The organism is Neobacillus sp. 19 (assembly GCF_049463095.1).
Classification (GTDB): Bacteria; Bacillota; Bacilli; order Bacillales; family Cytobacillaceae; genus Neobacillus.
Map to the genome: position 1 here is coordinate 95,134 of NZ_JBMPZU010000050.1, position 24,444 is coordinate 119,577.

General features: G+C 43.9%; 12 protein-coding genes, 21 tRNA genes and 3 rRNA genes. 1 reads left to right on the plus strand and 35 read right to left on the minus strand.

Features of this window, described 5'->3' with window-relative positions; genetic code table 11:
• Positions 1–4 precede the first annotated feature (4 nt).
• The 6 genes from menC to ACO1D1_RS15615 all read right to left on the minus strand — a co-directional run bounded on the left by menC (position 5) and on the right by ACO1D1_RS15615 (position 7,458).
• Positions 5–1,117 carry an o-succinylbenzoate synthase gene (menC, locus tag ACO1D1_RS15590; protein ID WP_149871341.1) on the minus strand — a complete coding sequence of 371 codons (1,113 nt, stop codon included), beginning with the start codon at positions 1,115–1,117 and terminating at the stop codon, positions 5–7.
• Positions 1,098–2,585, minus strand: coding sequence for an o-succinylbenzoate--CoA ligase (locus ACO1D1_RS15595; protein WP_423336425.1), 1,488 nt, complete (start codon positions 2,583–2,585; stop codon positions 1,098–1,100). The genes menC and ACO1D1_RS15595 overlap by 20 nt, the downstream gene beginning before the upstream one ends.
• 74 nt (positions 2,586–2,659) lie before the next feature.
• Positions 2,660–3,478 carry a 1,4-dihydroxy-2-naphthoyl-CoA synthase gene (gene menB, locus ACO1D1_RS15600; protein WP_423336426.1) on the minus strand — a complete coding sequence of 273 codons (819 nt, stop codon included), beginning with the start codon at positions 3,476–3,478 and terminating at the stop codon, positions 2,660–2,662.
• Between the two features lie 14 nt (positions 3,479–3,492).
• Entirely contained in the window at positions 3,493–4,308 is an 816-nt protein-coding gene (gene menH / locus ACO1D1_RS15605) for a 2-succinyl-6-hydroxy-2,4-cyclohexadiene-1-carboxylate synthase (RefSeq protein ID WP_423336427.1), read from the minus strand.
• Positions 4,308–6,056 carry a 2-succinyl-5-enolpyruvyl-6-hydroxy-3-cyclohexene-1-carboxylic-acid synthase gene (menD, locus tag ACO1D1_RS15610; RefSeq protein ID WP_149871345.1) on the minus strand — a complete coding sequence of 583 codons (1,749 nt, stop codon included), beginning with the start codon at positions 6,054–6,056 and terminating at the stop codon, positions 4,308–4,310. Before menD ends, menH begins: the two co-directional genes overlap by 1 nt.
• A 1-nt stretch (position 6,057) precedes the next feature.
• Positions 6,058–7,458, minus strand: a complete 1,401-nt coding sequence (locus tag ACO1D1_RS15615; RefSeq protein WP_423336428.1) for an isochorismate synthase — start codon at positions 7,456–7,458, stop codon at positions 6,058–6,060.
• Positions 7,459–7,808: 350 nt separating this feature from the next.
• Between ACO1D1_RS15615 and ACO1D1_RS15620 the strand changes: the two genes are divergently transcribed.
• Positions 7,809–8,747: a 1,4-dihydroxy-2-naphthoate polyprenyltransferase gene (locus ACO1D1_RS15620; RefSeq protein WP_423336429.1), complete on the plus strand. Its 939-nt coding sequence runs from the start codon at positions 7,809–7,811 to the stop codon at positions 8,745–8,747.
• A gap of 34 nt (positions 8,748–8,781) precedes the next feature.
• On the opposite strand, the gene ACO1D1_RS15625 is transcribed toward ACO1D1_RS15620, so the two are convergent.
• From ACO1D1_RS15625 to ACO1D1_RS15765, 29 genes are all read right to left on the minus strand, one after another.
• Positions 8,782–11,175: a glycogen/starch/alpha-glucan phosphorylase gene (locus ACO1D1_RS15625; RefSeq protein WP_149871348.1), complete on the minus strand. Its 2,394-nt coding sequence runs from the start codon at positions 11,173–11,175 to the stop codon at positions 8,782–8,784.
• A complete protein-coding gene (glgA, locus tag ACO1D1_RS15630) occupies positions 11,165–12,616 on the minus strand; it encodes a glycogen synthase GlgA (protein WP_423336430.1) in 1,452 nt (483 codons plus the stop codon). The genes ACO1D1_RS15625 and glgA overlap by 11 nt, the downstream gene beginning before the upstream one ends.
• Entirely contained in the window at positions 12,613–13,644 is a 1,032-nt protein-coding gene (locus ACO1D1_RS15635) for a sugar phosphate nucleotidyltransferase (protein WP_149871350.1), read from the minus strand. Before ACO1D1_RS15635 ends, glgA begins: the two co-directional genes overlap by 4 nt.
• 40 nt (positions 13,645–13,684) lie before the next feature.
• Positions 13,685–14,830 carry a glucose-1-phosphate adenylyltransferase gene (locus ACO1D1_RS15640; protein ID WP_149871351.1) on the minus strand — a complete coding sequence of 382 codons (1,146 nt, stop codon included), beginning with the start codon at positions 14,828–14,830 and terminating at the stop codon, positions 13,685–13,687.
• Complete coding sequence (gene glgB, locus ACO1D1_RS15645; protein ID WP_423336431.1) at positions 14,778–16,721, minus strand: 1,4-alpha-glucan branching protein GlgB; 1,944 nt, start codon at positions 16,719–16,721, stop codon at positions 14,778–14,780. The genes ACO1D1_RS15640 and glgB overlap by 53 nt, the downstream gene beginning before the upstream one ends.
• A gap of 753 nt (positions 16,722–17,474) precedes the next feature.
• A tRNA-Glu gene (locus ACO1D1_RS15650) sits at positions 17,475–17,546 on the minus strand.
• 11 nt (positions 17,547–17,557) lie between these two features.
• A tRNA-Ser gene (locus ACO1D1_RS15655) sits at positions 17,558–17,648 on the minus strand.
• Positions 17,649–17,652: 4 nt separating this feature from the next.
• Positions 17,653–17,727, minus strand: a tRNA-Asn gene (locus ACO1D1_RS15660).
• An 8-nt stretch (positions 17,728–17,735) separates the two neighbouring features.
• Positions 17,736–17,812: transfer RNA gene (locus ACO1D1_RS15665), tRNA-Ile, on the minus strand.
• Positions 17,813–17,816: 4 nt separating this feature from the next.
• Positions 17,817–17,890: transfer RNA gene (locus ACO1D1_RS15670), tRNA-Gly, on the minus strand.
• Between the two features lie 14 nt (positions 17,891–17,904).
• Positions 17,905–17,980, minus strand: a tRNA-His gene (locus tag ACO1D1_RS15675).
• Between the two features lie 25 nt (positions 17,981–18,005).
• Positions 18,006–18,081: transfer RNA gene (locus ACO1D1_RS15680), tRNA-Phe, on the minus strand.
• Positions 18,082–18,089: 8 nt separating this feature from the next.
• Positions 18,090–18,166: transfer RNA gene (locus ACO1D1_RS15685), tRNA-Asp, on the minus strand.
• Positions 18,167–18,169: 3 nt separating this feature from the next.
• Positions 18,170–18,243 (minus strand) — tRNA-Met (locus ACO1D1_RS15690).
• A 24-nt stretch (positions 18,244–18,267) separates the two neighbouring features.
• Positions 18,268–18,360, minus strand: a tRNA-Ser gene (locus tag ACO1D1_RS15695).
• Positions 18,361–18,377: 17 nt separating this feature from the next.
• Positions 18,378–18,454 (minus strand) — tRNA-Ile (locus ACO1D1_RS15700).
• 25 nt (positions 18,455–18,479) lie between these two features.
• A tRNA-Met gene (locus tag ACO1D1_RS15705) sits at positions 18,480–18,556 on the minus strand.
• 24 nt (positions 18,557–18,580) lie between these two features.
• Positions 18,581–18,656 (minus strand) — tRNA-Ala (locus ACO1D1_RS15710).
• 19 nt (positions 18,657–18,675) lie between these two features.
• Positions 18,676–18,752 (minus strand) — tRNA-Pro (locus ACO1D1_RS15715).
• Positions 18,753–18,762: 10 nt separating this feature from the next.
• A tRNA-Arg gene (locus ACO1D1_RS15720) sits at positions 18,763–18,839 on the minus strand.
• Between the two features lie 12 nt (positions 18,840–18,851).
• Positions 18,852–18,940 (minus strand) — tRNA-Leu (locus ACO1D1_RS15725).
• Between the two features lie 11 nt (positions 18,941–18,951).
• Positions 18,952–19,023 (minus strand) — tRNA-Gly (locus ACO1D1_RS15730).
• A gap of 14 nt (positions 19,024–19,037) precedes the next feature.
• Positions 19,038–19,122, minus strand: a tRNA-Leu gene (locus tag ACO1D1_RS15735).
• Positions 19,123–19,136: 14 nt separating this feature from the next.
• Positions 19,137–19,212, minus strand: a tRNA-Lys gene (locus ACO1D1_RS15740).
• 9 nt (positions 19,213–19,221) lie between these two features.
• Positions 19,222–19,294 (minus strand) — tRNA-Thr (locus tag ACO1D1_RS15745).
• A gap of 21 nt (positions 19,295–19,315) precedes the next feature.
• A tRNA-Val gene (locus ACO1D1_RS15750) sits at positions 19,316–19,391 on the minus strand.
• Between the two features lie 9 nt (positions 19,392–19,400).
• A 5S ribosomal RNA gene (rrf, locus tag ACO1D1_RS15755) occupies positions 19,401–19,518 on the minus strand.
• Positions 19,519–19,600: 82 nt separating this feature from the next.
• Positions 19,601–22,537: ribosomal RNA gene (locus ACO1D1_RS15760) — 23S ribosomal RNA — on the minus strand.
• A gap of 194 nt (positions 22,538–22,731) precedes the next feature.
• Positions 22,732–24,282 (minus strand): 16S ribosomal RNA (locus ACO1D1_RS15765).
• The 16S, 23S and 5S rRNA genes sit together here with 21 tRNA genes alongside, the layout of an rRNA operon.
• Between the last annotated feature and the right edge of the window lie 162 nt (positions 24,283–24,444).

The following is a 24,444-nucleotide window of genomic DNA, read 5'->3' on the forward strand; positions in this document are numbered from 1 at the left end:
CTTTTTATCGTGAAAACGGAAAAGTCTTTTTTGTTAAAGTGACCTCTTCCAGCCTTTTTTTATTAATTTCGTATCCAATTCCAGGGTTGGATGGTACCGTAATAAACCCATTTTTAACGGTTACTTCGGGAAAAATAATATCTTCCTCCCAGAAACGACGCGATGCGGATATATCCCCGGGAATGGTGAATCCTGGGAGGGAAGCAAGTGCAATATTATGGGCACGTGAAATACCAAATTCGATCATGCCGCCGCACCAAACGGAAATTCCCCTTTCAAAACAATAATCATGGATTCGTTTAGCTTCATAAAGTCCGCCAACCCGCCCCACTTTTATATTAATGATTTTACAACTTCCGTACTCGATTGCTTTCCTTGCATCATCAAAGGTGACGATACTTTCATCTAAACAAACGGGCGTACGGATCTCCTTTTGCAGCAGAGCATGTTCGATGATATCGTCATGTGCCAGCGGCTGCTCAATCATCATCAGGTTAAAGTCATCTAAAGCTTTTAACCGGTCTATTGTCTTTAACGAATAAGCGGAATTGGCATCTGCCATTATCGGCAGATTTGGATAATGATGTCGGATATCTGCGAGAAAGTGGTAATCCTGTTGTGGATTAATTTTTACTTTGATCCGTTGATACCCATCCTCAAGAAACTGTTCGATTTGCTGGAGCGCATTTTTGGTTGAATCGGTTGCAACTACTACACCTGAAGCGATCATCGTGCGTGTACCGCCTAGCGTTTTTGAAAGTGAGGCAGTTTGGGACTTTGCATCTAAATCCCATAGCGCTGTTTCCAGGGCCGCCTTTGCCATATTGTTTCTTCTTATCGAACTGAAAAGCTGCGATGCGTCTTCAGGGCTGTTAATAGGAGATTTTTGCAGCAAGGGAATTAAAATGTCTGTTAACATATGTAGACTAGTTATCACCGTTTCTTCGGTATACCACGGCGTAGAGAAGGCCACACCTTCACCATACCCTGAAAGCCCATCAGTGTTAGTAATCTTAACGATGATTCCCTCTCGGTCATTCACCGCTCCGAGATGCGTTAGAAATGGTGCCTTTAATGGCATTTGAATAACAAAAAGTTCAATCTTGGCTATTTTCATGATCAGCCACCCACTCCCGCAGTTCTCTTCGCAGCAATTTTTTTGCTGCATTCCTTGGCAGCTTTTCGGTAAAATAAAAGACTTTAGGCATCTTGTATTTAGCTAGTTGAGTAAGGCAAAATTGTTGAAGTTCGTCTACTGTGACTTCTTCTCTTTTAACAATAAATGCAGCCGGTACCTGCCCCCATTTTGCATCATCAATGCCAGTAACCCCTGCTTCTACAACCGCAGGATGGGCTAATAAAACTGCTTCTACTTCTGCAGGGTAGATGTTTTCTCCTCCTGAGATAATCAGGTCAGAACGCCGGTCAATCACATACAAAAATCCTTCCTCGTCCAGATACCCGATGTCCCCCGTATATAACCAGCCATCATGAATTTTTTCATTTGTGACTTCCGGTCGATATAAATAGCCTGTGGTTACATTTGGCCCCTTGACAGCAATTTCTCCGGCTTCACCGGCTGTGGCGGCACGACCATCGTCATGGACAATTTTTAGCTCAGCCGGAAACAATGGCTTTCCTGCTGAACCAAGCTTTGTCAGACTGTATTCAGGTGAAAGTGTCACAATTTGCGAGGAGGATTCTGTCATGCCATATGTTTGAAAGACAGGAATTTCTTTATCCACGCAAGCTTTTAGTAATGGTAACGGTGCAGGACCGCCCCCAAGCAGCATACAGCGAAAATGATTGGCAAGCCTTCTTTCCCTTAATGCTTCAACGATACGCGTTAACATGGTCCCAACAACTGACATAATTGTTACCTTTTTTGTTTGAATATCTTCTATCGTTCTCTCTACATCAAAGTGGTCATGGAGGACAATCGGCATGCCGTAGATGACACTGCGCATGAGAATGGAGAATCCGCTGATATGGAATAACGGTACCGTACAAAGCCAGCAATCGCTCTCCATAAAGCCTAAATTTAATGCCGAGCCGACAGAGCTCCACCAATGGTTCCCGTATGTTTGTATTACACCTTTTGGGTTTCCGGTTGTGCCTGAGGTGTACATGATGGTGCAGATGTCGGAAAGGCTGACTTCGTCTTTGATAGTTGGTTTTACTGGGATTATTTCATACAGACACTTTTTCGTAAGGGTGTTTATTGATGCGATTCGGGCAAATTCCATTTCGGCAAATTCATCCTCAAGAATGAGGAATGTTGCTTTTGCGTCATTCAATTGCCACAACAGCTCAGCTGCTGTTAACCGGCTATTCAAAATAACCGCTTTAACCCCAATTAACTGGAGTGCAAATAAAATTACCACAGTATCAAGGTGATTTTTTAATAATACCCCTACAAATTGGTCTTTTTGCACACCGCTTGCCTGGATCTGCCCTGCAGTCTTAAGAGATCGATTGTATAGCTCTTTAAATGTTAAAGTTTGGTCCTGAAAAAAAACTGCTGTTCGGTCAGGAGTGAGGAATGCTCTTTTCTTTAAAAAATTGGGCATTGTTTCGTTTTGCATGAATACACCTCCTTATTGATATAAAAACAGCTTGATGGATACCAAACCATCAAGCTGCTGCAGAAAGCTTTTAATCAAGGGAAACGCGGGAATTGGCCGAAATCCGGCTTGCGCTTTTCTTTAAAGGAATCGCGGCCTTCTTTTGCTTCATCTGTTGTGTAGTAAAGCAATGTAGCATCACCTGCAAATTGCTGAAGTCCTGCTAATCCATCCGTATCAGCATTCATTGCTGCTTTAATAAAGCGAAGAGCCGTTGGACTTTTCTCAAGTATTTCCTCACACCATTTAATTGTTTCTTCTTCAACTTGCTCTAAAGGAACAACGGTGTTCACTAAGCCCATATCAAGCGCTTCCTGGGCATTGTACTGACGGCATAGATACCAAATTTCACGGGCTTTTTTATGGCCGATAATTCGTGCTAAATAGCCTGAACCGTAACCCGCATCGAAACTGCCTACTTTAGGTCCTGTTTGTCCAAATACCGCATTATCCGCAGCAATGGTTAAATCACAAACAACATGGAGTACGTGGCCCCCGCCAATCGCATAACCTTTTACCATTGCAATAACTGGCTTAGGAATCACACGGATTAAACGCTGTAAATCAAGGACATTTAAGCGTGGAATTTGATCCTCGCCTACATAGCCGCCATGTCCGCGGACACTTTGGTCACCGCCGGAACAGAACGCCTTCTCGCCAGCACCTGTTAACACAATAACGCCTATGCTGGAATCATCGCGTGCATGTGCAAAAGCATCAAACATTTCTGTTACCGTCTTTGGTGTAAAAGCATTATGTACGTGTGGGCGGTTAATCGTGATTTTCGCAATCCCATTATAGGTTTCATAAATAATTTCATCATATTTGCGTCCTGGAACCCATTCTACTGTCACAATGAAATCCTCCTTTAGATTTTTTTTGACAAAAAGTCACTTACTATTGTACCAAACTTTTCTGGTTCTTCCACATGAATTGCATGTCCACTATTTTCAACGACAACCCAAGTACCTTTTTTAAGCGATTGCAGTATACTCTCGGCAATCCCGCAAAACTTTTTATCCTCACGACCTGTTATCAGCAAAACTTCACAAGCCAGTTGATCTAATCGGTTCCACCAGGAAGGTTGTGAACCCGTTCCCATTCCAAGTAAACTGTTTGCTAGTCCAATAGAAGAATTACGAAGCCGCTGCATCCGAATCGATTCATTCATCTTAGCAGGCAGCCGCTTCATCGTAGAAAAGAGGGGAATCCCTTCCCAATACTCAACAAACGGCTTAATCCCTTGATCTCTAATAAACTTTGCAAGTTCTGCATCTTTCATACGGCGAAGTTCTCTTTCCGCTTCTGTAGCAAGTCCCGGTGATGCACTTTCAAGCATCAGCTTTCGCACCCTGTTTGGAAAAAGGAGCGCAAATGTGAGTGCCAGCCGGCCCCCCATAGAATAGCCAAGCAAATCTACCTCACTAACACCTAATTCATCAAGCATGTCATGTAAGTCTCCAGCAGCTGACTCAATTTGGTAGTGTGATAAATTCTCGGGAGACTCTGATTTCCCGTGCCCAATGATGTCTGGTGCAATTACCATGGAATGCCGGCTCCAGTCTGCAATAAAGGGTGTCCATGTTTCTGCATCGCCGGTAAATCCATGTAGCAAAACAAGCGGTGGAGATCCGTTCCCGCTGACCTTTACATGATAACGAATTCCGTCGATGAAAACGTCCATTACTGCTCACCTTTGACAAAATTTGATATTTCCTGGGAAACAGAGCGCCAAAAATTCCGATGTTCATGAAGATTAATCTCTCTTTTTGTCGCAATCTCATAAACATGTATACCTTTTTGGCCATTGCTCTTTTCCAATTCCATATGAAGGTGGTGCCAATCTGTAATTTTTGTAAAATATCCGTTAAACATTCTTACAGCATGTTCAAATTCTAGATTTAGAGGTGTACCAAATAGGAGTTCAAAATTTTTCGGATGCTCCGCTTGCGGTAAGAAGGAAAAAATCCCGCCTCCATTATTGTTCACAAGAATAATCTTAATATCAAGCTGATAAAGTTTTGCTGCAATAAGGCCATTTAAGTCATGGAAGAAAGTTAAATCCCCCAGTATTAAATATAAGGACTTTGAATACAGGGCAGCACCCAAGGCAGTCGAAACCGTACCGTCAATGCCATTAGCGCCTCGATTCGCCATTACTTTAATCGATTTATTATTATTTAAAAAGAAACTGTCAATGTCTCGGATTGGCATGCTATTCCCCACAAAAAGAGTTGACCCTTCCGGAAGCATATCAGCTAATTGATAAAACAGCCTGCCTTCACTTAATTCAGCAATGTCGTGAATGCCCGTCATATTTTTCTTTGTGAGCTCGTTAACTTTTTTCCAATCAGCCAAATAGTCGGTTGGCGCTTTGTTGTCCATAGAGGTTAACAGCGTTTCGCAAAAGGTCGTCTCATTACAAAAAACCATATTTGTGGATAATGAAGCAGGATCGCGCCAGCCTCCGCCGCCATCGATGACAAATTGCTCTGCAGCGTGGTTTTCCTTTAAGAAAATGGTTAACGCCTTAGAGATTGGCATTGCCCCGAATCGCAAAACAATATCTGGTTTAAGAAAGTCTTTAGCATCTTCATTTCTTAAAAATGTATCATATGATTCAATGATATTTTTTTTGCTGTGTTTACCACTTCTTAATTGTGATAACGGGTCAGCTAAAATCGGATAGTTTAATGAATCCGAAAGCTTCGTCACGGCTTCGGCAAAGCGATTGTCAGCAATATTTCCACAGACAATAATCCCTTTTTCCGTGCCGGTTAATTTTTCCGCTATAACTTTAAATTGCTCTGGATTGATGGTTAGCTCCCCATTTTGAACCTGAACATATCCTTTTGGGCGTTCCGTAAGCTGGAAAAGTACCTCATCCAATTTTGGAATGAGCGGCTCCCGAAACGGAAAATTCAAATGAACCGGACCCGAAGGAGCTGCCGCCGCAATAGCAGCAGCACGGGCACAAATGGTCCGGGCGTACCGGATAATCTCATCATTTTTCTCCGGTACAGCCATTTCAGCAAACCATTTAACATGATGGCCATATAGATGGATTTGGTCAATTGCCTGAGGTGCTCCCACATCCCTTAATTCATGCGGCCTGTCTGCCGTAAGGACAATTAAGGGCACTCGTGAATATCGCGCCTCCACAATCGCTGGAAAGTAGTTAGCCGCAGCAGTGCCGGATGTGCAGAGAATGGCAACAGGCCTGTTAATGGCCTTAGCAATACCTAAAGCAAAAAAGGCAGCTGAGCGTTCATCTACATGAACATGAATATTTAATTCAGGGTGTTCAGCCATTACCATCGCCATCGGAGTCGAGCGTGAACCAGGACTAACAACGACATCAGTAACCCCTGTTAACACGAGTTCTGAAACAAAAGCCGCAATATAAGCTGTTAATGATTCTTGATGATTCATTTTATTTTCCCCCAAGAGCCCGAAGCATTGGTGTAAACTTCAAGCCTGTTTCCAAATATTCACTTTCTGAATTTGAATCCGCTACAACACCGCACCCGGCAAACAATGAGGCCTCATCGCCCTGCAAGAGACCGCAGCGAATGGAGACCGCAAATTCGCCATTCTGTTTATAGTCAACCCAGCCAAGCGGTGCCCCATAGAAGCCGCGGTCCAGTTCCTCCACCTCTCGTATCTTTTCAACTGCTGCTTTTTTAGGCAGTCCTCCAAGAGCAGGTGTCGGATGAAGTCTTTCTACCAATAATAGTAACGATGCATCTTGATGGCACTTTCCAATCACTGGCGTATAAAGATGTTGAATATCCCGATTTTTCATTAACTGCGGTTGATCTGGAAGGATGATCTCTTCACAGGATTCTTCTAATGCTTCCTTAATCATTTCAACCACAAAACCGTGCTCAATCAGGTTTTTCTGATCATTTAATAAGGTTTGACCGAGAATTCTGTCCTCCGCTTCATTGCTGCCGCGTGAAATGGAGCCAGCCAAACAGGTTGAGTATACTTCAGACCCCTGCTTTTTTACTAACCTTTCGGGTGATGCCCCAATAAAGCAGTCGCCATTTGATTCAAAGGCAAAGATATAGCTTCCAGGCTGCTGTGTGTACAAATGCTCAAGTACGGTATCTGCCTCAACCTGATCATGAAAAACAAGTCTAAGTTCTCGTGCGAGGACAACTTTCTTTAAGGGTCCGTTTATTAACTCCTTCACAACACCATCAACAGCCTGTTTCCACTTTTCAGACGAAATTTCCTTAGTTTCCAATAATGCAGCACACTTTACTTCGTGATTCCGTTTTAGTGATTGAAGCAGTTGATTTCTTTCTTCACTAATCTTACTAAATAAAGACAAATCATCATTGGGTGTTATGACGATATTCGTTGTTAAATACGTTTCACCATCGATGATGCTTAATAAATATTGGGGAATATGGAACAACGATTCAGCATATTTGGACCAAAGATCGGTTTTTTCTTTATAAGGATCAAAGGAAAATCCTCCGAACATTAGCGGTCCAACAGCCATATTTGTATATGGATTAAATATTAAGCTATCCTTTAAAAAGCTCTTCCACTCTCTTTCAACATGAAAAAAGCGGTCAGTAGCCTGATCCGACTGAATTAGTTTTGAAATTCCAAGCCCAATAAGCATAATTTCTCCTGTTGGGTCTTTCCAGAAAAAACGTTCCCCGCTATAACGGGCTTTTCCCACATTAAAAAAGGATAAAGGGTTAATCATATCCATTTTATGGACTTCACTAATTAAAATAGGCCTGCCTAGATCTTTCGCACGATTAACAGCCAAAAAGCCTCTTTCCTTTATTCCCGTTTCTTGAATGGTAACCAAACAAATCCCTCCAAAACAGCCGAAATGACTGTTATCCATTCATTTTGATACATTTTTAGGTTACTACTCCCATTGTAAAGAAGTCAATAATACTTGTCACTATCAATACCGATTCAATCCTTATTATATATCAAAATTGTTACAATTAGGCTGAAAACGACTTTTCCCTTTCTCATTTTCCCACTATCCTGTCAATTATAATCAATCAGGTATAATCTTCTAGATATGAAAGCAAAAATCAATTGACACTAATACTGGAATTACATACACTTATGGTTGGGCAAGAAACCTACATGACAACATTTTGGTATCTTATATAGAGAAAATTATTTAAAAAGGGAGAGAGCAGAATGCAGCCAAATTTACAGCATCATTCGAAACCTGCCGTTAAATCAAACCGAGGTTTTCAAGTTTGGTGGCAAATGACCCGTCCACATACACTAACGGCATCGTTCGTACCCGTCCTACTTGGTACGGCTTTAGCTCTTAGACACGAGAAATTTCATTTTGGACTCTTTGCTGCGATGCTTGTTGCCAGTATTTTAATTCAAGCCGCTACTAATATGTTTAATGAATACTTTGATTACAAACGCGGACTTGACAATGAACACTCTGTTGGAATTGGCGGTACCATCGTCCGTGATGGAATTCAACCAAAAACCGTTATCAATTTAGCTTTTGGCTTTTACGGGGCTGCCTTATTATTAGGCATCTATATATGTGCAAATAGCAGCTGGTGGTTAGCATTGGTTGGGCTTGTTTGTATGGCGGTTGGCTATTTTTATACCGGCGGACCATTTCCCATTGCCTATACACCATTTGGTGAAGTTTTTTCCGGTTTCTTTATGGGGATGCTGATTATTTTAATTTCATTCTATATTCAAACAGGAACAATTACCAACACCAGTATTCTTGTCTCCGTTCCAAGTATGGTATTGGTTGGGATGATTATGTTATCCAATAATATCCGTGATTTAGATGGCGATAAAGAAAATGGCCGTAAAACGGTCGCCATTTTGTTAGGAAAAAAGAAAGCCATCTATTTATTAGCCGGGATGTTTACCTTTTCTTACATTTGGGTTATAGGGCTAATCATTAGCGGGATCGTACCATTTTGGACAGCGATTGTGATTCTAAGTGCTCCCAAAGCCATCAAGGCCACAAAAGGATTCATTGCAAATAATATTCCAATCAAAATGGCCCCTGCGATGGTCGCAACAGCTCAGACAAATACGATTTTTGGATTTTTACTTGCAGTCGGTATTTTTATCGGACATTTCTTTTCATAATAAAAAAGCTTCTGCCGCGGCAGAAGCTTTTTTATTATAGAGGTTTAATCCCCCAAATATCATCCGCGTATTCCTTAATCGTCCGGTCGCTTGAAAAATAACCGGCATGAGCAATATTGGTTAAGCTCATTTTTTGCCACTTTTCCTTATTCATAAAGGTTTCGCCAATCGACTGTTGGATATCGGCATATGCGGCAAAATCCTTTAAGACAAAATATTGATCATTTTCCTCCAAAAGCGAATCAAATATCGGTTCAAAATCATTTTGAACCCCTGGAAAAAACCCGTTTACCAGCTGGTCAACAGCCTGTCTGATGCGATAGTCATGATGATAATACTCTTGCGATTGATAGCCTCCGTGCTGATAATAATGAAGTACTTCATCTGCAGTTAATCCAAATGTAAAAATATGATCATCGCCAACCAATTCACGAATCTCAATATTAGCACCATCTAAGGTTCCTACTGTTAGGGCACCGTTAATCATGAATTTCATATTTCCCGTACCGGAGGCTTCTTTACTCGCCGTGGAAATTTGTTCACTCACATCGGAGGCAGGAAAGATTCTTTCCGCTAAGGAAACACGGTAATTCTCAAGAAAGATTACCTTCATTTTATCGCCGACGATTGGATCATTATTCACTTTTTCCGCCACAGAGTTTATTAATTTGATAATTTTTTTCGCATAATAATACCCCGGTGATGCTTTTGCACCAAAGATGAACACTCTTGGGGGGATGGAATAGCTTGAATCCTCTTTAATCCTGTTATATAAATGCATAATGTGAAGAACATTTAAAAGCTGCCGTTTATAGGCGTGCAGCCGTTTCACTTGAACATCAAATATCGCCCCAGTATCAACTGCTACTCCCGTCCTATCTAAAATAATATCAGCAAGCCTCTGTTTATTTTCATTTTTTATTTTCAACAGCTGTTCTAAAAATGATCGGTCATTTTTATATTTTAGTAAATGGGTAAGTTCTTCAGCGGAAAAGGTCCAGGACGGTCCGATCACTTCAGTTATAAGGGAAGATAACTTTGGATTCGCTTTTAACAGCCAGCGTCGGTAGGCAATTCCGTTTGTTTTATTATTAAATTTTTCAGGAAACAGTTCGAAAAACAGCTTCATCTCCCGTTTCTTTAATATTTCTGTATGCAGCTTAGCTACACCATTTACACTAAAACTGCCGACTATTGCTAAATGAGCCATTTTCACATACTCATCCGCAATGATTGCCAGTTCTTTTATTCTCTGCCAGTCACCAGGGGTTTGTTCCCAAAGCTCTTGGCAAAACCGTTCATTAATTTCTTCCACGATCATATAAATTCTTGGCAGCAGCGGGCGAAAAATATGGATGGGCCATTTTTCTAATGCTTCCGACAATGTCGTATGATTCGTATAGGAAATGGTATGTTGCGTTATATCCCACGCTTGCTCCCAGTCAAACCCGTCCACATCAATCAGGATCCTCATTAACTCCGGAATCGCCAGAACAGGGTGCGTATCATTGATATGGATACAAATATGTTCATGTAGCTGATGTAAGTTCCCATGTTGTTTCCGGTAGGTTCTTAAAATCGATTGAATACTGGCTGATACTAAAAAGTATTGCTGCTTCAGTCGTAAAATCTTCCCCTCATCATGGGTGTCATCAGGGTATAAAAACTCGGAAATCGATTCAGTCTCCCGTTTATATTTTAAAACATCCTTATGCATAGGAAAGGGAGAAGGCTCCGCATTCCAAAGCCTTAGTGTATTTACATTTTTAGATTTATAGCCAATCACAGGCATATCATGGGGGACAGCTGTAACGGCTTCGGCGTTCAAATGGTGAAAAACAAGGCGTCCCTCTTCCATCTTCGCCTCCACCTTACCCCAAAATGGAATTTTCACCGCACTATCTGCCTTGCGAATTTCCCACACATTGCCGCTCCTTAGCCATTGCTCCGGCAGTTCCACTTGGTAGCCGTCGACTATTTTTTGTTCAAATAGGCCATGCTTGTATCGAATGCCGTGCCCATGCCCCGGTAGATCGAGTGAAGCAAGCGAATCTAGAAAACAGGCTGCTAACCGGCCCAAGCCGCCGTTTCCTAACCCTGCATCCGCTTCTATTTCCTCTAGCTCCCCCAGGTCAATATCAAGCTCCTGAAGCCCTTTCTCTACAGTCTCTTCAACACCTAAATTAATTAAATTTTGCCGTAACAGTTTCCCCAATAAATATTCAATCGAGAGGTAATATACCTGCTTCCCTTCTGCTGCATGGTACCGTTCATTTGTGGCAATCCAGTTATTACTGACAAATTCACGAATCATACTTCCAAGGGTTTGATAATGATCCCTTGTCGAACTCTCCGAAAACCCCTTACCGCATAACATCTCGAGCCTTTTAAGAAAGGTATTCTTAAACTCTGTTGTACTAGAAAACATGTGTTTCACTCCTTGAAACCAGCTCAGCATAAAGCTGATTATAACTAAATGCTGATTGTGCCCAGCTATAATCCTTTTCCATTGCCTGTTTCACGATTGACGCCCACGCCGGTTTATTATGATAAAAGTGTAAGGCTCTTTGGATGGTATACAGCATGTCATGGGCATTAAAATTCCGGAAAGAAAAGCCATTTCCTTCACCGGTATACTCATTCCAAGCGTTCACAGTATCGTTTAATCCGCCAGTTTCGCGAACAATCGGAATCGCTCCGTATTTCATCGCGATAAGTTGTCCCAGACCACATGGTTCAAATTGTGACGGCATTAAAAACACGTCTGCTGCTGCATAAAGCTTATGAGCGAGCTCCTCATTAAAACCAGTATGAACCTTTAATTTTTCAGGGTAGACCCTTGCTGCCTGCCTTAAGTGCTCCTCGTATTCGTAATCACCGGTGCCAAGAATAATGACTTGTACGTCCTCCTGCAAAATTTCACGGAGGACACACTTTACTAAATCCAGCCCTTTCTGCCTAGTGAGCCTGGAGATCATCACCAGCAATGGGGTGCCCGCACTTTGCGGCAGTTCAAATCTTTTTTGGATTTCCCTTTTGTTGACTGCCTTCTTTTGATAAGAACCCACTTTATAAGTTTGCTCAATGAGCGGATCAATTGCCGGATTGTAAAAGTCCTCATCTATGCCATTTAAAATTCCAATCAGATCTTCCTCGCGTTCCCTAAGCAGACCATCAAGCTTTTCACCATATCCAGGAGTCTGAATTTCTTCTTTATACGTTGGACTTACAGTCGTTATTTTATCAGCGGCAACGAGCGCCCCTTTCATAAAATTGATATTTCCAAAAAACTCTAATTGGCCTGAATGAAAGGAGTTGTAATCCATACCCAGTAAATCACCCAATACCTCTTTTGGAAATATCCCCTGAAATTGCAGATTATGAATCGTGAATACGGTCCGGATCGTATCATAACCTTTTCGCTTGTAGTATTCCGTTCTCAAAAGAAAAGGGATCATTGCCGTATGCCAATCATGACAATGCAGGACATCCGGATAAAAATTAAGCTGTGCTATTGTTTCTAGCACTGCCTGATTGAAATAGGCAAACCTTTCCCCGTCATCAAAATAGCCATAAAGATTTTCCCGGTTAAAATAGTATTCGTTATCAACAAAATAATAAGTAATCCCCTGATGGGCAAAGACCTCAATACCGCAATATTGATTCCTCCAACCGACTGATACGGTAAATTCCTTAACTTTTTTCATTTCTTGTTTATATTCATTAGAAATGGTCCCATACTTAGGAAGAATTACCCTGACATCTGTTCCCAAGCTTTTTAATTCTTTTGGAAGGGAACCGGCAACATCGGCAAGCCCCCCTGATTTGGCAAATGGACCACATTCTGATACGGCAAATAATACTTTCACGAATTCATCAACGCTCCTTGTCTTGACCCTTTACGAATAACATATGGGGACCCTGCAGATCCCGTTAAATGGGTCCCTGCCTCCACTTTTACATCCTTATCTAAAATAACCGAATCAAGGTAACAATTCTCTTCAATTTGGCATTTTTGCATGATGATGCAATTCTTGATGACAGCCCCTTTTCCGATTTTTACCCCGCGTGAGACAATACTGTTCTCCACCGTTCCGCTAATAAAGCAGCCGTTCGCAATCATCGCATTTTTCACAGAGGATCCTTTGACATATTTGGTTGGCGGCTCATCCTTTACTTTTGTCAAAATCGGCTGATCTTTTAAGAATAATTGCTTCCAAACATTGGATTCAAGAAGCTTCATACTAGTAGAAAAATAGCTTTCAATCGAATCTATCATTACGGCATAGCCGTTATAATCATAGTGACAAATAGAATACTCATTATGAATAGCCGTTACAACATCCTTAATGCAGGTATAGCCTGTTTCATGTCTTGTTTCGAGCAGTTTTATGAGTAAAGAGGTTTTGATTAAATAAATTTCCATAGGCGTTCCATCCGAGTGATGGATTTCAGTTATATCGCATTGGGCATGTTTATGCCAATCTAATATTGGTCTAAAGTCCATATTAAAAATCGTATAACAGTTGGCAATCACTGCATACTCTTGTGTACTGCGATAAAAGTAATCCATGTTGGCAGCAAAATGTTCAAACGATCCAATTTTATTTCCGTCATTATCCACGATTGGAGAAGGGAAAAAGAAAAGGCCATCTCGCTTGCGATTTAAATCCCAATTTTTTCCTGAACCTAGATGATCCATTAATGAGCGGTACTGCATTTTTGGAAAAATGGCCACACTGCGAATACCTGAATTCACCATATTTGACAGGACAAAATCAATAATACGGTAACGTCCTGCAAAAGGTAGTGCGGCTAGTGAACGGTGTGCTAACAAATCTTCTAAATCATCATGATAGGTTGTGGCATCAATAACGCCTAATAGCTTTCTTTTCACTAAATTCCCTCCTGTTTTCTACTAACGGCAATTAAGAGATTTAAATAGCAGAATAAAGACTGCTTAACATTTCTTCCGTTACAAGGATAATTTCATCGTCAAACGACCGGATTACTGTCCCGTCCGGTACCTTTATATCACTCGGGACAATGGCCTTTTCAATTAAACAGTTCATTCCAATCGTTGCATCAGGCATAATAACCGATTCTAATATGGTTGATCCCTTGCCAACCGTGACACCTTGAAACAAAACCGATTTAACAATTTCCCCTTCAATCGTACAGCCCTCATTTATTAATGACTCGCTTACAATTGCCTCTGAAGAGATATACTGCGGCGGCTGATTCGGATTGACGGAATAAATTCTCCAATCATGGTCAAATAAGTCCAACTCACATTCCTCACCTAATAAATCCATATTTGCTTCCCAAAGGCTTTGGACTGTACCAACATCTTTCCAATAGCCCTTAAACGGATAGGCAAACAATTTCTTATTTTCTTCTAAAAGTAGCGGGATGACATCTTTTCCAAAATCATGACTAGACTCCGGGTTCCGTTCATCCATTTCTAAATATTCTTTCAGTATATTCCAGCTAAATATATAAATGCCCATGGAAGCCAGATTATTTTTTGGATCACTAGGCTTTTCTTCAAACTCAACTATTCTCATTTCCTCGTTTGTATTCATGATTCCAAACCGGCTGGCTTCAACCCAAGGAACCTCTATCAATGAAATCGTCACATCTGCTCTTTTCTCAATGTGATATTCGAGCATGCTCTCGTAATTCATTTTGTAAATATGGTCACCTGATAGGATTAATACATATTCCGGTTGATGTTGTTTCAGATAATTTAGGTTTTGGTAGATGGCGCTTGCGGTACCGGTATACCATTTTACTTCCGACGACTCACTGTAAGGGGGTAAAACGGTTACCCCGCCATCCTTGCGATCAAGATCCCAAGCGCTGCCGATACCAATATAGGAATTTAATAGAAGTGGCTGATATTGCGTTAAAACCCCAACTGTATCAATACCGGAATTAACGCAGTTGCTTAAGGTAAAATCAATGATACGGTATTTCCCTCCAAACGGTACTGCTGGTTTCGCCAGATCTTTAGTCAGCGAATTAAGTCTACTTCCTTTCCCTCCTGCTAACAGCATGGCTACGCACTTTTTCTTTCCCATTTCCTTTTCGCTCCTTTCGTTTCTTAACCGGTCTGATTATTTGAAAACCAAACGGGGCAATGGCCATTTCAACGGAACACGGCTGCCCATGGAAGGGCTCTTCTGACGCAAAAATGGTTTTTTTATTCGTCAATCCCGTTCCGCCGTATTCCTGTTGATCACTATTCATTATTTCTCGGTACTCTCCGGATTTAGGAACACCGATTTTATAAATGGGGTAATTCACACCCGTAAAATTGCAGACAATAATGACATAATCCTCTTTCTTTTTCCCTTTCCGAATGAAGGAAAAAATCGATTGGCTGCTGTTATTGGCATCAATCCACTCAAACCCATCCTGTAAATGATCCAATTCATATAATGATTTCGTTCGTTTATAAAGTTTTGTTAATACTTTTACATATGAATTTAAATTACTGTGCATGTCATATTCCATTAAGTTCCAGTCTAACTCCTCTTTGTCATTCCACTCTGCAAACTGGCCAAATTCGAAACCCATGAATAGTAGTTTCTTTCCTGGATGAGCAAACATATAGCCTAATAAAAGTTTAAGCTGGGCAAATTTTTCCCAATAATCCCCGGGCATTTTATCAAGTAGAGACTTTTTCCCATGAACCACTTCATCGTGTGAAAATGGGAGCATAAAGTTTTCCAAAAAGGCATATAAAAGTGAAAATGTTACCTTGGAATGGGCATGGGGCCGTGAATATGGAGGTGTTTCCATATACTCAAGCATGTCATTCATCCAGCCCATATTCCATTTGTAATCAAAGCCGAGGCCGCCGTAGTGAACGGGTGTTGTCACTTGAGGGAACTCGGTCGAATCCTCACCAATCATTAAAAAATGGGGATCATGTTCATGGACCGCATGATTTAATTTTTTCAAAAAATGAATGCCAAACGGATTCTCTCTCTTTCCCTGGTCGGCATTGGGCCAGTAGATGATATTCGCGACCGCATCCATTCGAAAACCATCAATATGAAAATAGTCAATCCAATATAGCGCGTTTGAAATAAGAAAGCTTTGGACCTCACCTTTTCCTAAATCAAAATTCGCCGTTCCCCATACGACATTTTCTCTGTCATGAACATGGCTATATGAATAAATATGTGTACCATCAAAACGATATAGCCCGTGTGCATCTTTGCAGAAATGACCTGGAACCCAGTCAAGAATGACACCGATCCCTTGCTGATGACACTGGTCCACAAAATATCTAAAGTCATCGGGTGTACCATACCTGGACGTCACTGAGAAATAACCAGTTCCTTGATACCCCCATGAGTCATCGAGCGGATGCTCGACAAGCGGTAATATTTCAATATGGGTGAAACCGTGCTCTATTACATAAGGAATAAGCTTTGCTGCCATGTCCTTATAGGTTATGTAGTCACCATTGGCATTCTTTCTCCAAGAACCTAGATGAACCTCATAAATGACAGCTGGCTCTGATAAAAAATTCTTTTTTTCCCTTCGGTTCATCCAATGAGTGTCTTGCCACGTATATTGGTTAAACGAGTAAACAATAGAAGCAGTATCGGGTCTTACTTCCGAATAAAATGCAAAGGGATCTGCCTTTAAATGCCTTTCTCCTGTTTGTGAAATAATTTCATACTTGTATATCTTTCCTTCTAGGTCTTGATTGACAACAATAATCCATACTCCTTCATCATTAACCTTCTGAAGTTCATATCCATTACCATTCCAGTTATTAAAATTGCCCAGGAGCCTCACTTGAGAGGCGTTAGGGGCCCATACACAAAATCGAGTATATACTTGATTGGAATTCTTTAAGATATGAGCGCCAAAAAGCTGATGACTTTGAAAGTAGTTGCCTTCATGAAACAAGTGCAACTGATAATCAGTTGGAAAAAACGTGTTCACAGTCATGGCTCTCCTCATCCTCAATGAAAATATGTATTTCAATGACCAATTATAAGCGCAATTGTCTTATTTTCCTCGAAATACTTTTTTATCTTTTCTGACATCTTGTGATGTTTATTGCTACACAGAGACTTTTTATTACATTTTTCGAGTATGTCCGACATATATTTCATCTTTATTCGACATAATCTTATAAAGTTTTTTATTTTTTTTATGAAAAAAATTATTTAAATACTAATAATTTCGTGGTGTGAAAACAGGAGAAAACAGGAAGATGTAAGCGTTATCAATGGTTTTCAAGATTGGTTTAAGTGATTAAATATTATATCGATATAATGAGTTTTAATCTTAGGTGGAGTTTGGGATAAGGGCGCTGCTAGTGGAGGGTGGGGCGATGTTCAGATTATATATTGTTACCATCTGTTTAATCTTTTCACGCACATGGGCATTATATATCTTTTTTATTTCCGTTCTTTCAGTTTTTTAGGGATCACGGGCATAATCATATATGGCCTTACCCTTTACCGACGACTTCTGATGTTTTATCTACGACTTTTAATCTTTTATCAACAACTTTTCAGGTTTTAACTACGACTTTTAATCTTTTATCAACAACTTTTCAGGTTTTATCTACGACGTTCCAACTTTTTTCTACAACTCATTATTAAGCTTTAAAGGATGGCGTAGGCCGTGGTCCTGCCCTTAATTATTTAATAGGCACAAAAAAACTGATAACAAATTGTTATCAGTTTTTTCATATGACCCCTACGGGATTCGAACCCGTGTTACCGCCGTGAAAGGGCGGTGTCTTAACCGCTTGACCAAGGGGCCGTTTAAAATTATGGCGGAGAAGGAGGGATTTGAACCCTCGCGCCGGTTACCCGACCTACACCCTTAGCAGGGGCGCCTCTTCAGCCTCTTGAGTACTTCCCCATAATGGCTCCGCAGGTAGGACTCGAACCTACGACCGATCGGTTAACAGCCGATAGCTCTACCACTGAGCTACTGCGGAATAAAATATGGTGGGCCTAAATGGACTCGAACCATCGACCTCACGCTTATCAGGCGTGCGCTCTAACCAGCTGAGCTATAGGCCCCTAATGGAGCGGGTGATGAGAATCGAACTCACAACATCAGCTTGGAAGGCTGAGGTTTTACCACTAAACTACACCCGCATTGTTAAAGATGATGGGGCGGCTGATGGGAATCGAACCCACGAATGTCGGAACCACAATCCGATGCGTTAACCACTTCGCCACAACCGCCATACATATAAAATTTAAAATAAAATGGTGGCTCAGGACGGAATCGAACCGCCGACACAAGGATTTTCAGTCCTTTGCTCTACCGACTGAGCTACTGAGCCACTTTAGATGGCGGTCTGGACGGGACTCGAACCCGCGACCTCCTGCGTGACAGGCAGGCATTCTAACCAACTGAACTACCAGACCGAATTGCGGGGACAGGATTTGAACCTGCGACCTTCGGGTTATGAGCCCGACGAGCTACCAGACTGCTCCACCCCGCGATAATAAAAACTGTTAAAATAATATGGCGGAGGAAGAGGGATTCGAACCCCCGCGCGATTTAACCCGCCTGTCGGTTTTCAAGACCGATCCCTTCAGCCGGACTTGGGTATTCCTCCATATTATAAAGTGTTACTGGTGGACCTTGTAGGACTCGAACCTACGACCGGACGGTTATGAGCCGTCTGCTCTAACCAGCTGAGCTAAAGGTCCAAGTTGAAAATATTTTTTAAAAATTTGGTAGCGGCGGAGGGGATCGAACCCCCGACCTTACGGGTATGAACCGTACGCTCTAGCCAGCTGAGCTACACCGCCATAATTGAATTTTATACGAAAGTTTGGTGGAGCCTAGCGGGATCGAACCGCTGACCTCCTGCGTGCAAAGCAGGCGCTCTCCCAGCTGAGCTAAGGCCCCAAAAGTATAATAATTGAAATGGTCGGGAAGACAGGATTCGAACCTGCGACCCCTTGGTCCCAAACCAAGTGCTCTACCAAGCTGAGCTACTTCCCGTTAAACTTAATGGCGCGCCCGAAAGGAGTCGAACCCATAACCTTCTGATCCGTAGTCAGACGCTCTATCCAATTGAGCTACGGGCGCATTAATTTAGAATGGTGCCGAGGACCGGAATCGAACCGGTACGGTAGTCACCTACCGCAGGATTTTAAGTCCTGTGCGTCTGCCAGTTCCGCCACCCCGGCACTACATAGAGAGCGGAAGACGGGATTCGAACCCGCGACCCCCACCTTGGCAAGGTGGTGTTCTACCACTGAACTACTTCCGCATATCAAAATTAAATGGTGCGGGTGAAGGGAGTCGAACCCCCACGCCTTGCGGCGCCAGATCCTAAGTCTGGTGCGTCTGCCAATTCCGCCACACCCGCATATTAATTTTAAATGGTGAGCCATGAAGGACTCGAACCTTCGACCCTCTGATTAAAAGTCAGATGCTCTACCAACTGAGCTAATGGCTCGTACAAAGGTGCCGGCGAGAGGACTTGAACCCCCAACCTACTGATTACAAGTCAGTTGCTCTACCAATTGAGCTACCCCGGCAATTGTTAACATAATTATTTATGGTGGAGGATGACGGGATCGAACCGCCGACCCTCTGCTTGTAAGGCAGATGCTCTCCCAGCTGAGCTAATCCTCCATATATAAAGCCTGGCAACGTCCTACTCTCACAGGGGCGCATGCCCCAACTACCATCGGCGCTGAGAAGCTTAACTTCCGTGTTCGGTATGGGAACGGGTGTGACCTTCTCGCCATTAGTTACCAGACTATTTATTTGAGGTTTTCATTCCCTCAAAACTAGATAATGCAGAAGAAGTTTTTTGTAAAAACGAGTTCAACCACTTAAAAATGGTTAAGTCCTCGATCGATTAGTATCAGTCAGCTCCACATGTCGCCATGCTTCCACCTCTGACCTATCAACCTGATCATCTTTCAGGGATCTTACTAGCTTGACGCTATGGGAAATCTCATCTTGAGGGGGGCTTCATGCTTAGATGCTTTCAGCACTTATCCCGTCCGCACATAGCTACCCAGCGATGCCTTTGGCAAGACAACTGGTACACCAGCGGTGCGTCCATCCCGGTCCTCTCGTACTAAGGACAGCTCCTCTCAAATTTCCTGCGCCCACGACGGATAGGGACCGAACTGTCTCACGACGTTCTGAACCCAGCTCGCGTACCGCTTTAATGGGCGAACAGCCCAACCCTTGGGACCGACTACAGCCCCAGGATGCGATGAGCCGACATCGAGGTGCCAAACCTCCCCGTCGATGTGGACTCTTGGGGGAGATAAGCCTGTTATCCCCGGGGTAGCTTTTATCCGTTGAGCGATGGCCCTTCCATGCGGAACCACCGGATCACTAAGCCCGACTTTCGTCCCTGCTCGACTTGTAGGTCTCGCAGTCAAGCTCCCTTGTGCCTTTACACTCTACGAATGATTTCCAACCATTCTGAGGGAACCTTTGGGCGCCTCCGTTACTCTTTAGGAGGCGACCGCCCCAGTCAAACTGCCCACCTGACACTGTCTCCCACCCCGATCAGGGGTGCGGGTTAGAATTTCAATACAGCCAGGGTAGTATCCCACCGACGCCTCCACCGAAGCTAGCGCTCCGGCTTCTCAGGCTCCTACCTATCCTGTACAAGCTGTACCAAAATTCAATATCAGGCTACAGTAAAGCTCCACGGGGTCTTTCCGTCCTGTCGCGGGTAACCTGCATCTTCACAGGTACTATAATTTCACCGAGTCTCTCGTTGAGACAGTGCCCAGATCGTTACGCCTTTCGTGCGGGTCGGAACTTACCCGACAAGGAATTTCGCTACCTTAGGACCGTTATAGTTACGGCCGCCGTTTACTGGGGCTTCGATTCAGAGCTTCGCTTGCGCTAACCCCTCCTCTTAACCTTCCAGCACCGGGCAGGCGTCAGCCCCTATACTTCGCCTTGCGGCTTCGCAGAGACCTGTGTTTTTGCTAAACAGTCGCCTGGGCCTATTCACTGCGGCTCTTCAGGGCTATGAACCCTAAAGAGCACCCCTTCTCCCGAAGTTACGGGGTCATTTTGCCGAGTTCCTTAACGAGAGTTCTCTCGCTCACCTTAGGATTCTCTCCTCGCCTACCTGTGTCGGTTTGCGGTACGGGCACCTTGAATCTCGCTAGAGGCTTTTCTTGGCAGTGTGGAATCAGGAACTTCGGTACTAAATTTCCCTCGCTGTCACAGCTCAGCCTTTACGGTGAACGGATTTTCCTATTCACCAGCCTAACTGCTTAGACGCGCATATCCAACAGCGCGCTTACCCTATCCTCCTGCGTCCCCCCATCACTCAAACGATTCATAGGTGGTACAGGAATATCAACCTGTTGTCCATCGCCTACGCCTTTCGGCCTCGGCTTAGGTCCCGACTAACCCTGAGCGGACGAGCCTTCCTCAGGAAACCTTAGGCATACGGTGGATGAGATTCTCACTCATCTTTCGCTACTCATACCGGCATTCTCACTTCTAAGCGCTCCACCAGTCCTTACGGTCTAGCTTCAACGCCCTTAGAACGCTCTCCTACCACTGACACCTAATGGTGTCAATCCACAGCTTCGGTGATACGTTTAGCCCCGGTACATTTTCGGCGCAGAGTCACTCGACCAGTGAGCTATTACGCACTCTTTAAATGGTGGCTGCTTCTAAGCCAACATCCTGGTTGTCTAAGCAACTCCACATCCTTTTCCACTTAACGTATACTTTGGGACCTTAGCTGGTGGTCTGGGCTGTTTCCCTTTCGACTACGGATCTTATCACTCGCAGTCTGACTCCCACGGATAAGTCTTTGGCATTCGGAGTTTGTCTGAATTCGGTAACCCGATGAGGGCCCCTAGTCCAAACAGTGCTCTACCTCCAAGACTCTAACAACGTGAGGCTAGCCCTAAAGCTATTTCGGAGAGAACCAGCTATCTCCAAGTTCGATTGGAATTTCTCCGCTACCCACACCTCATCCCCGCACTTTTCAACGTGCGTGGGTTCGGGCCTCCATCCAGTGTTACCTGGACTTCACCCTGGACATGGGTAGATCACCTGGTTTCGGGTCTACGACCACATACTCAAACGCCCTATTCAGACTCGCTTTCGCTGCGGCTCCGTCTCTTCAACTTAACCTTGCATGGGATCGTAACTCGCCGGTTCATTCTACAAAAGGCACGCCATCACCCATAAACGGGCTCTGACTACTTGTAGGCACACGGTTTCAGGAACTATTTCACTCCCCTTCCGGGGTGCTTTTCACCTTTCCCTCACGGTACTGGTTCACTATCGGTCACTAGGGAGTATTTAGCCTTGGGAGATGGTCCTCCCTGCTTCCGACCGGATTTCACGTGTCCGGCCGTACTCAGGATCCACTCAGGAGGGAACGAAGTTTCAACTACAGGGCTTTTACCTTCTCTGGCTGACCTTTCCAGGTCGCTTCATTTACCCCGTTCCTTTGTAACTCCATGTTGAGTGTCCTACAACCCCAAGAGGCAAGCCTCTTGGTTTGGGCTATGTCCCGTTTCGCTCGCCGCTACTCAGGGAATCGCGTTTGCTTTCTCTTCCTCCGGGTACTTAGATGTTTCAGTTCCCCGGGTATGCCTTCTATACCCTATGTATTCAGGTAAAGATACTGTTCCATTACGAACAGTGGGTTTCCCCATTCGGAAATCTCCGGATCAAAGCTTACTTACAGCTCCCCGAAGCATATCGGTGTTAGTCCCGTCCTTCATCGGCTCCTAGTGCCAAGGCATTCACCGTGCGCCCTTTCTAACTTAACCTAAAAAGGTTTATAACTCTTATTCAATAAGAGAGAAAAACTAAAATGGCGATTACTCGATGTTTACTTTGCTTCTTCTTACGATTATCTAGTTTTCAAGGAACAAAAAAGTCTTGAGAGAATTGCTCCCTCAAAACTAAACAAACAAGAAACGTCAACCTTATTATCAGTCCGAAAGGACTGCATTATCCTTAGAAAGGAGGTGATCCAGCCGCACCTTCCGATACGGCTACCTTGTTACGACTTCACCCCAATCATCTGTCCCACCTTAGGCGGCTGGCTCCATGAAGGTTACCCCACCGACTTCGGGTGTTACAAACTCTCGTGGTGTGACGGGCGGTGTGTACAAGGCCCGGGAACGTATTCACCGCGGCATGCTGATCCGCGATTACTAGCGATTCCGGCTTCATGCAGGCGAGTTGCAGCCTGCAATCCGAACTGAGAATGGTTTTATGGGATTGGCTAAACCTTGCGGTCTCGCAGCCCTTTGTACCATCCATTGTAGCACGTGTGTAGCCCAGGTCATAAGGGGCATGATGATTTGACGTCATCCCCACCTTCCTCCGGTTTGTCACCGGCAGTCACCTTAGAGTGCCCAACTGAATGCTGGCAACTAAGATCAAGGGTTGCGCTCGTTGCGGGACTTAACCCAACATCTCACGACACGAGCTGACGACAACCATGCACCACCTGTCACTCTGTCCCCCGAAGGGGAACGTCCTATCTCTAGGAGTGTCAGAGGATGTCAAGACCTGGTAAGGTTCTTCGCGTTGCTTCGAATTAAACCACATGCTCCACCGCTTGTGCGGGCCCCCGTCAATTCCTTTGAGTTTCAGCCTTGCGGCCGTACTCCCCAGGCGGAGTGCTTAATGCGTTAGCTGCAGCACTAAGGGGCGGAAACCCCCTAACACTTAGCACTCATCGTTTACGGCGTGGACTACCAGGGTATCTAATCCTGTTTGCTCCCCACGCTTTCGCGCCTCAGCGTCAGTTACAGACCAGAAAGCCGCCTTCGCCACTGGTGTTCCTCCACATCTCTACGCATTTCACCGCTACACGTGGAATTCCGCTTTCCTCTTCTGCACTCAAGTCCCCCAGTTTCCAATGACCCTCCACGGTTGAGCCGTGGGCTTTCACATCAGACTTAAAGGACCGCCTGCGCGCGCTTTACGCCCAATAATTCCGGACAACGCTTGCCACCTACGTATTACCGCGGCTGCTGGCACGTAGTTAGCCGTGGCTTTCTGGTTAGGTACCGTCAAGGTACCGGCAGTTACTCCGATACTTGTTCTTCCCTAACAACAGAGCTTTACGACCCGAAGGCCTTCATCGCTCACGCGGCGTTGCTCCATCAGACTTTCGTCCATTGTGGAAGATTCCCTACTGCTGCCTCCCGTAGGAGTCTGGGCCGTGTCTCAGTCCCAGTGTGGCCGATCACCCTCTCAGGTCGGCTACGCATCGTCGCCTTGGTGAGCCGTTACCTCACCAACTAGCTAATGCGCCGCGGGCCCATCTGTAAGTGTCAGCCGAAACCGACTTTCAGCTTTCCCTCATGAGAGGGAAAGAATTATCCGGTATTAGCTCCGGTTTCCCGAAGTTATCCCAGTCTTACAGGCAGGTTGCCCACGTGTTACTCACCCGTCCGCCGCTAACCAACGGGAGCAAGCTCCCATTGATTCGCTCGACTTGCATGTATTAGGCACGCCGCCAGCGTTCGTCCTGAGCCAGGATCAAACTCTCCAAAAAAGTTGAGTTGATTAGCTCATAAAATAAAACGTTGGCTTAGTTTCTATAGAAGAAACTAATAATTTATTGTTTGTTGACGTTTTTGTTTGTTTAGTTTTCAAAGAACAATCATTTGACCAGTGTCGAAAAAATCATTTTTCAACAATTTAGCCATTCTTTCGA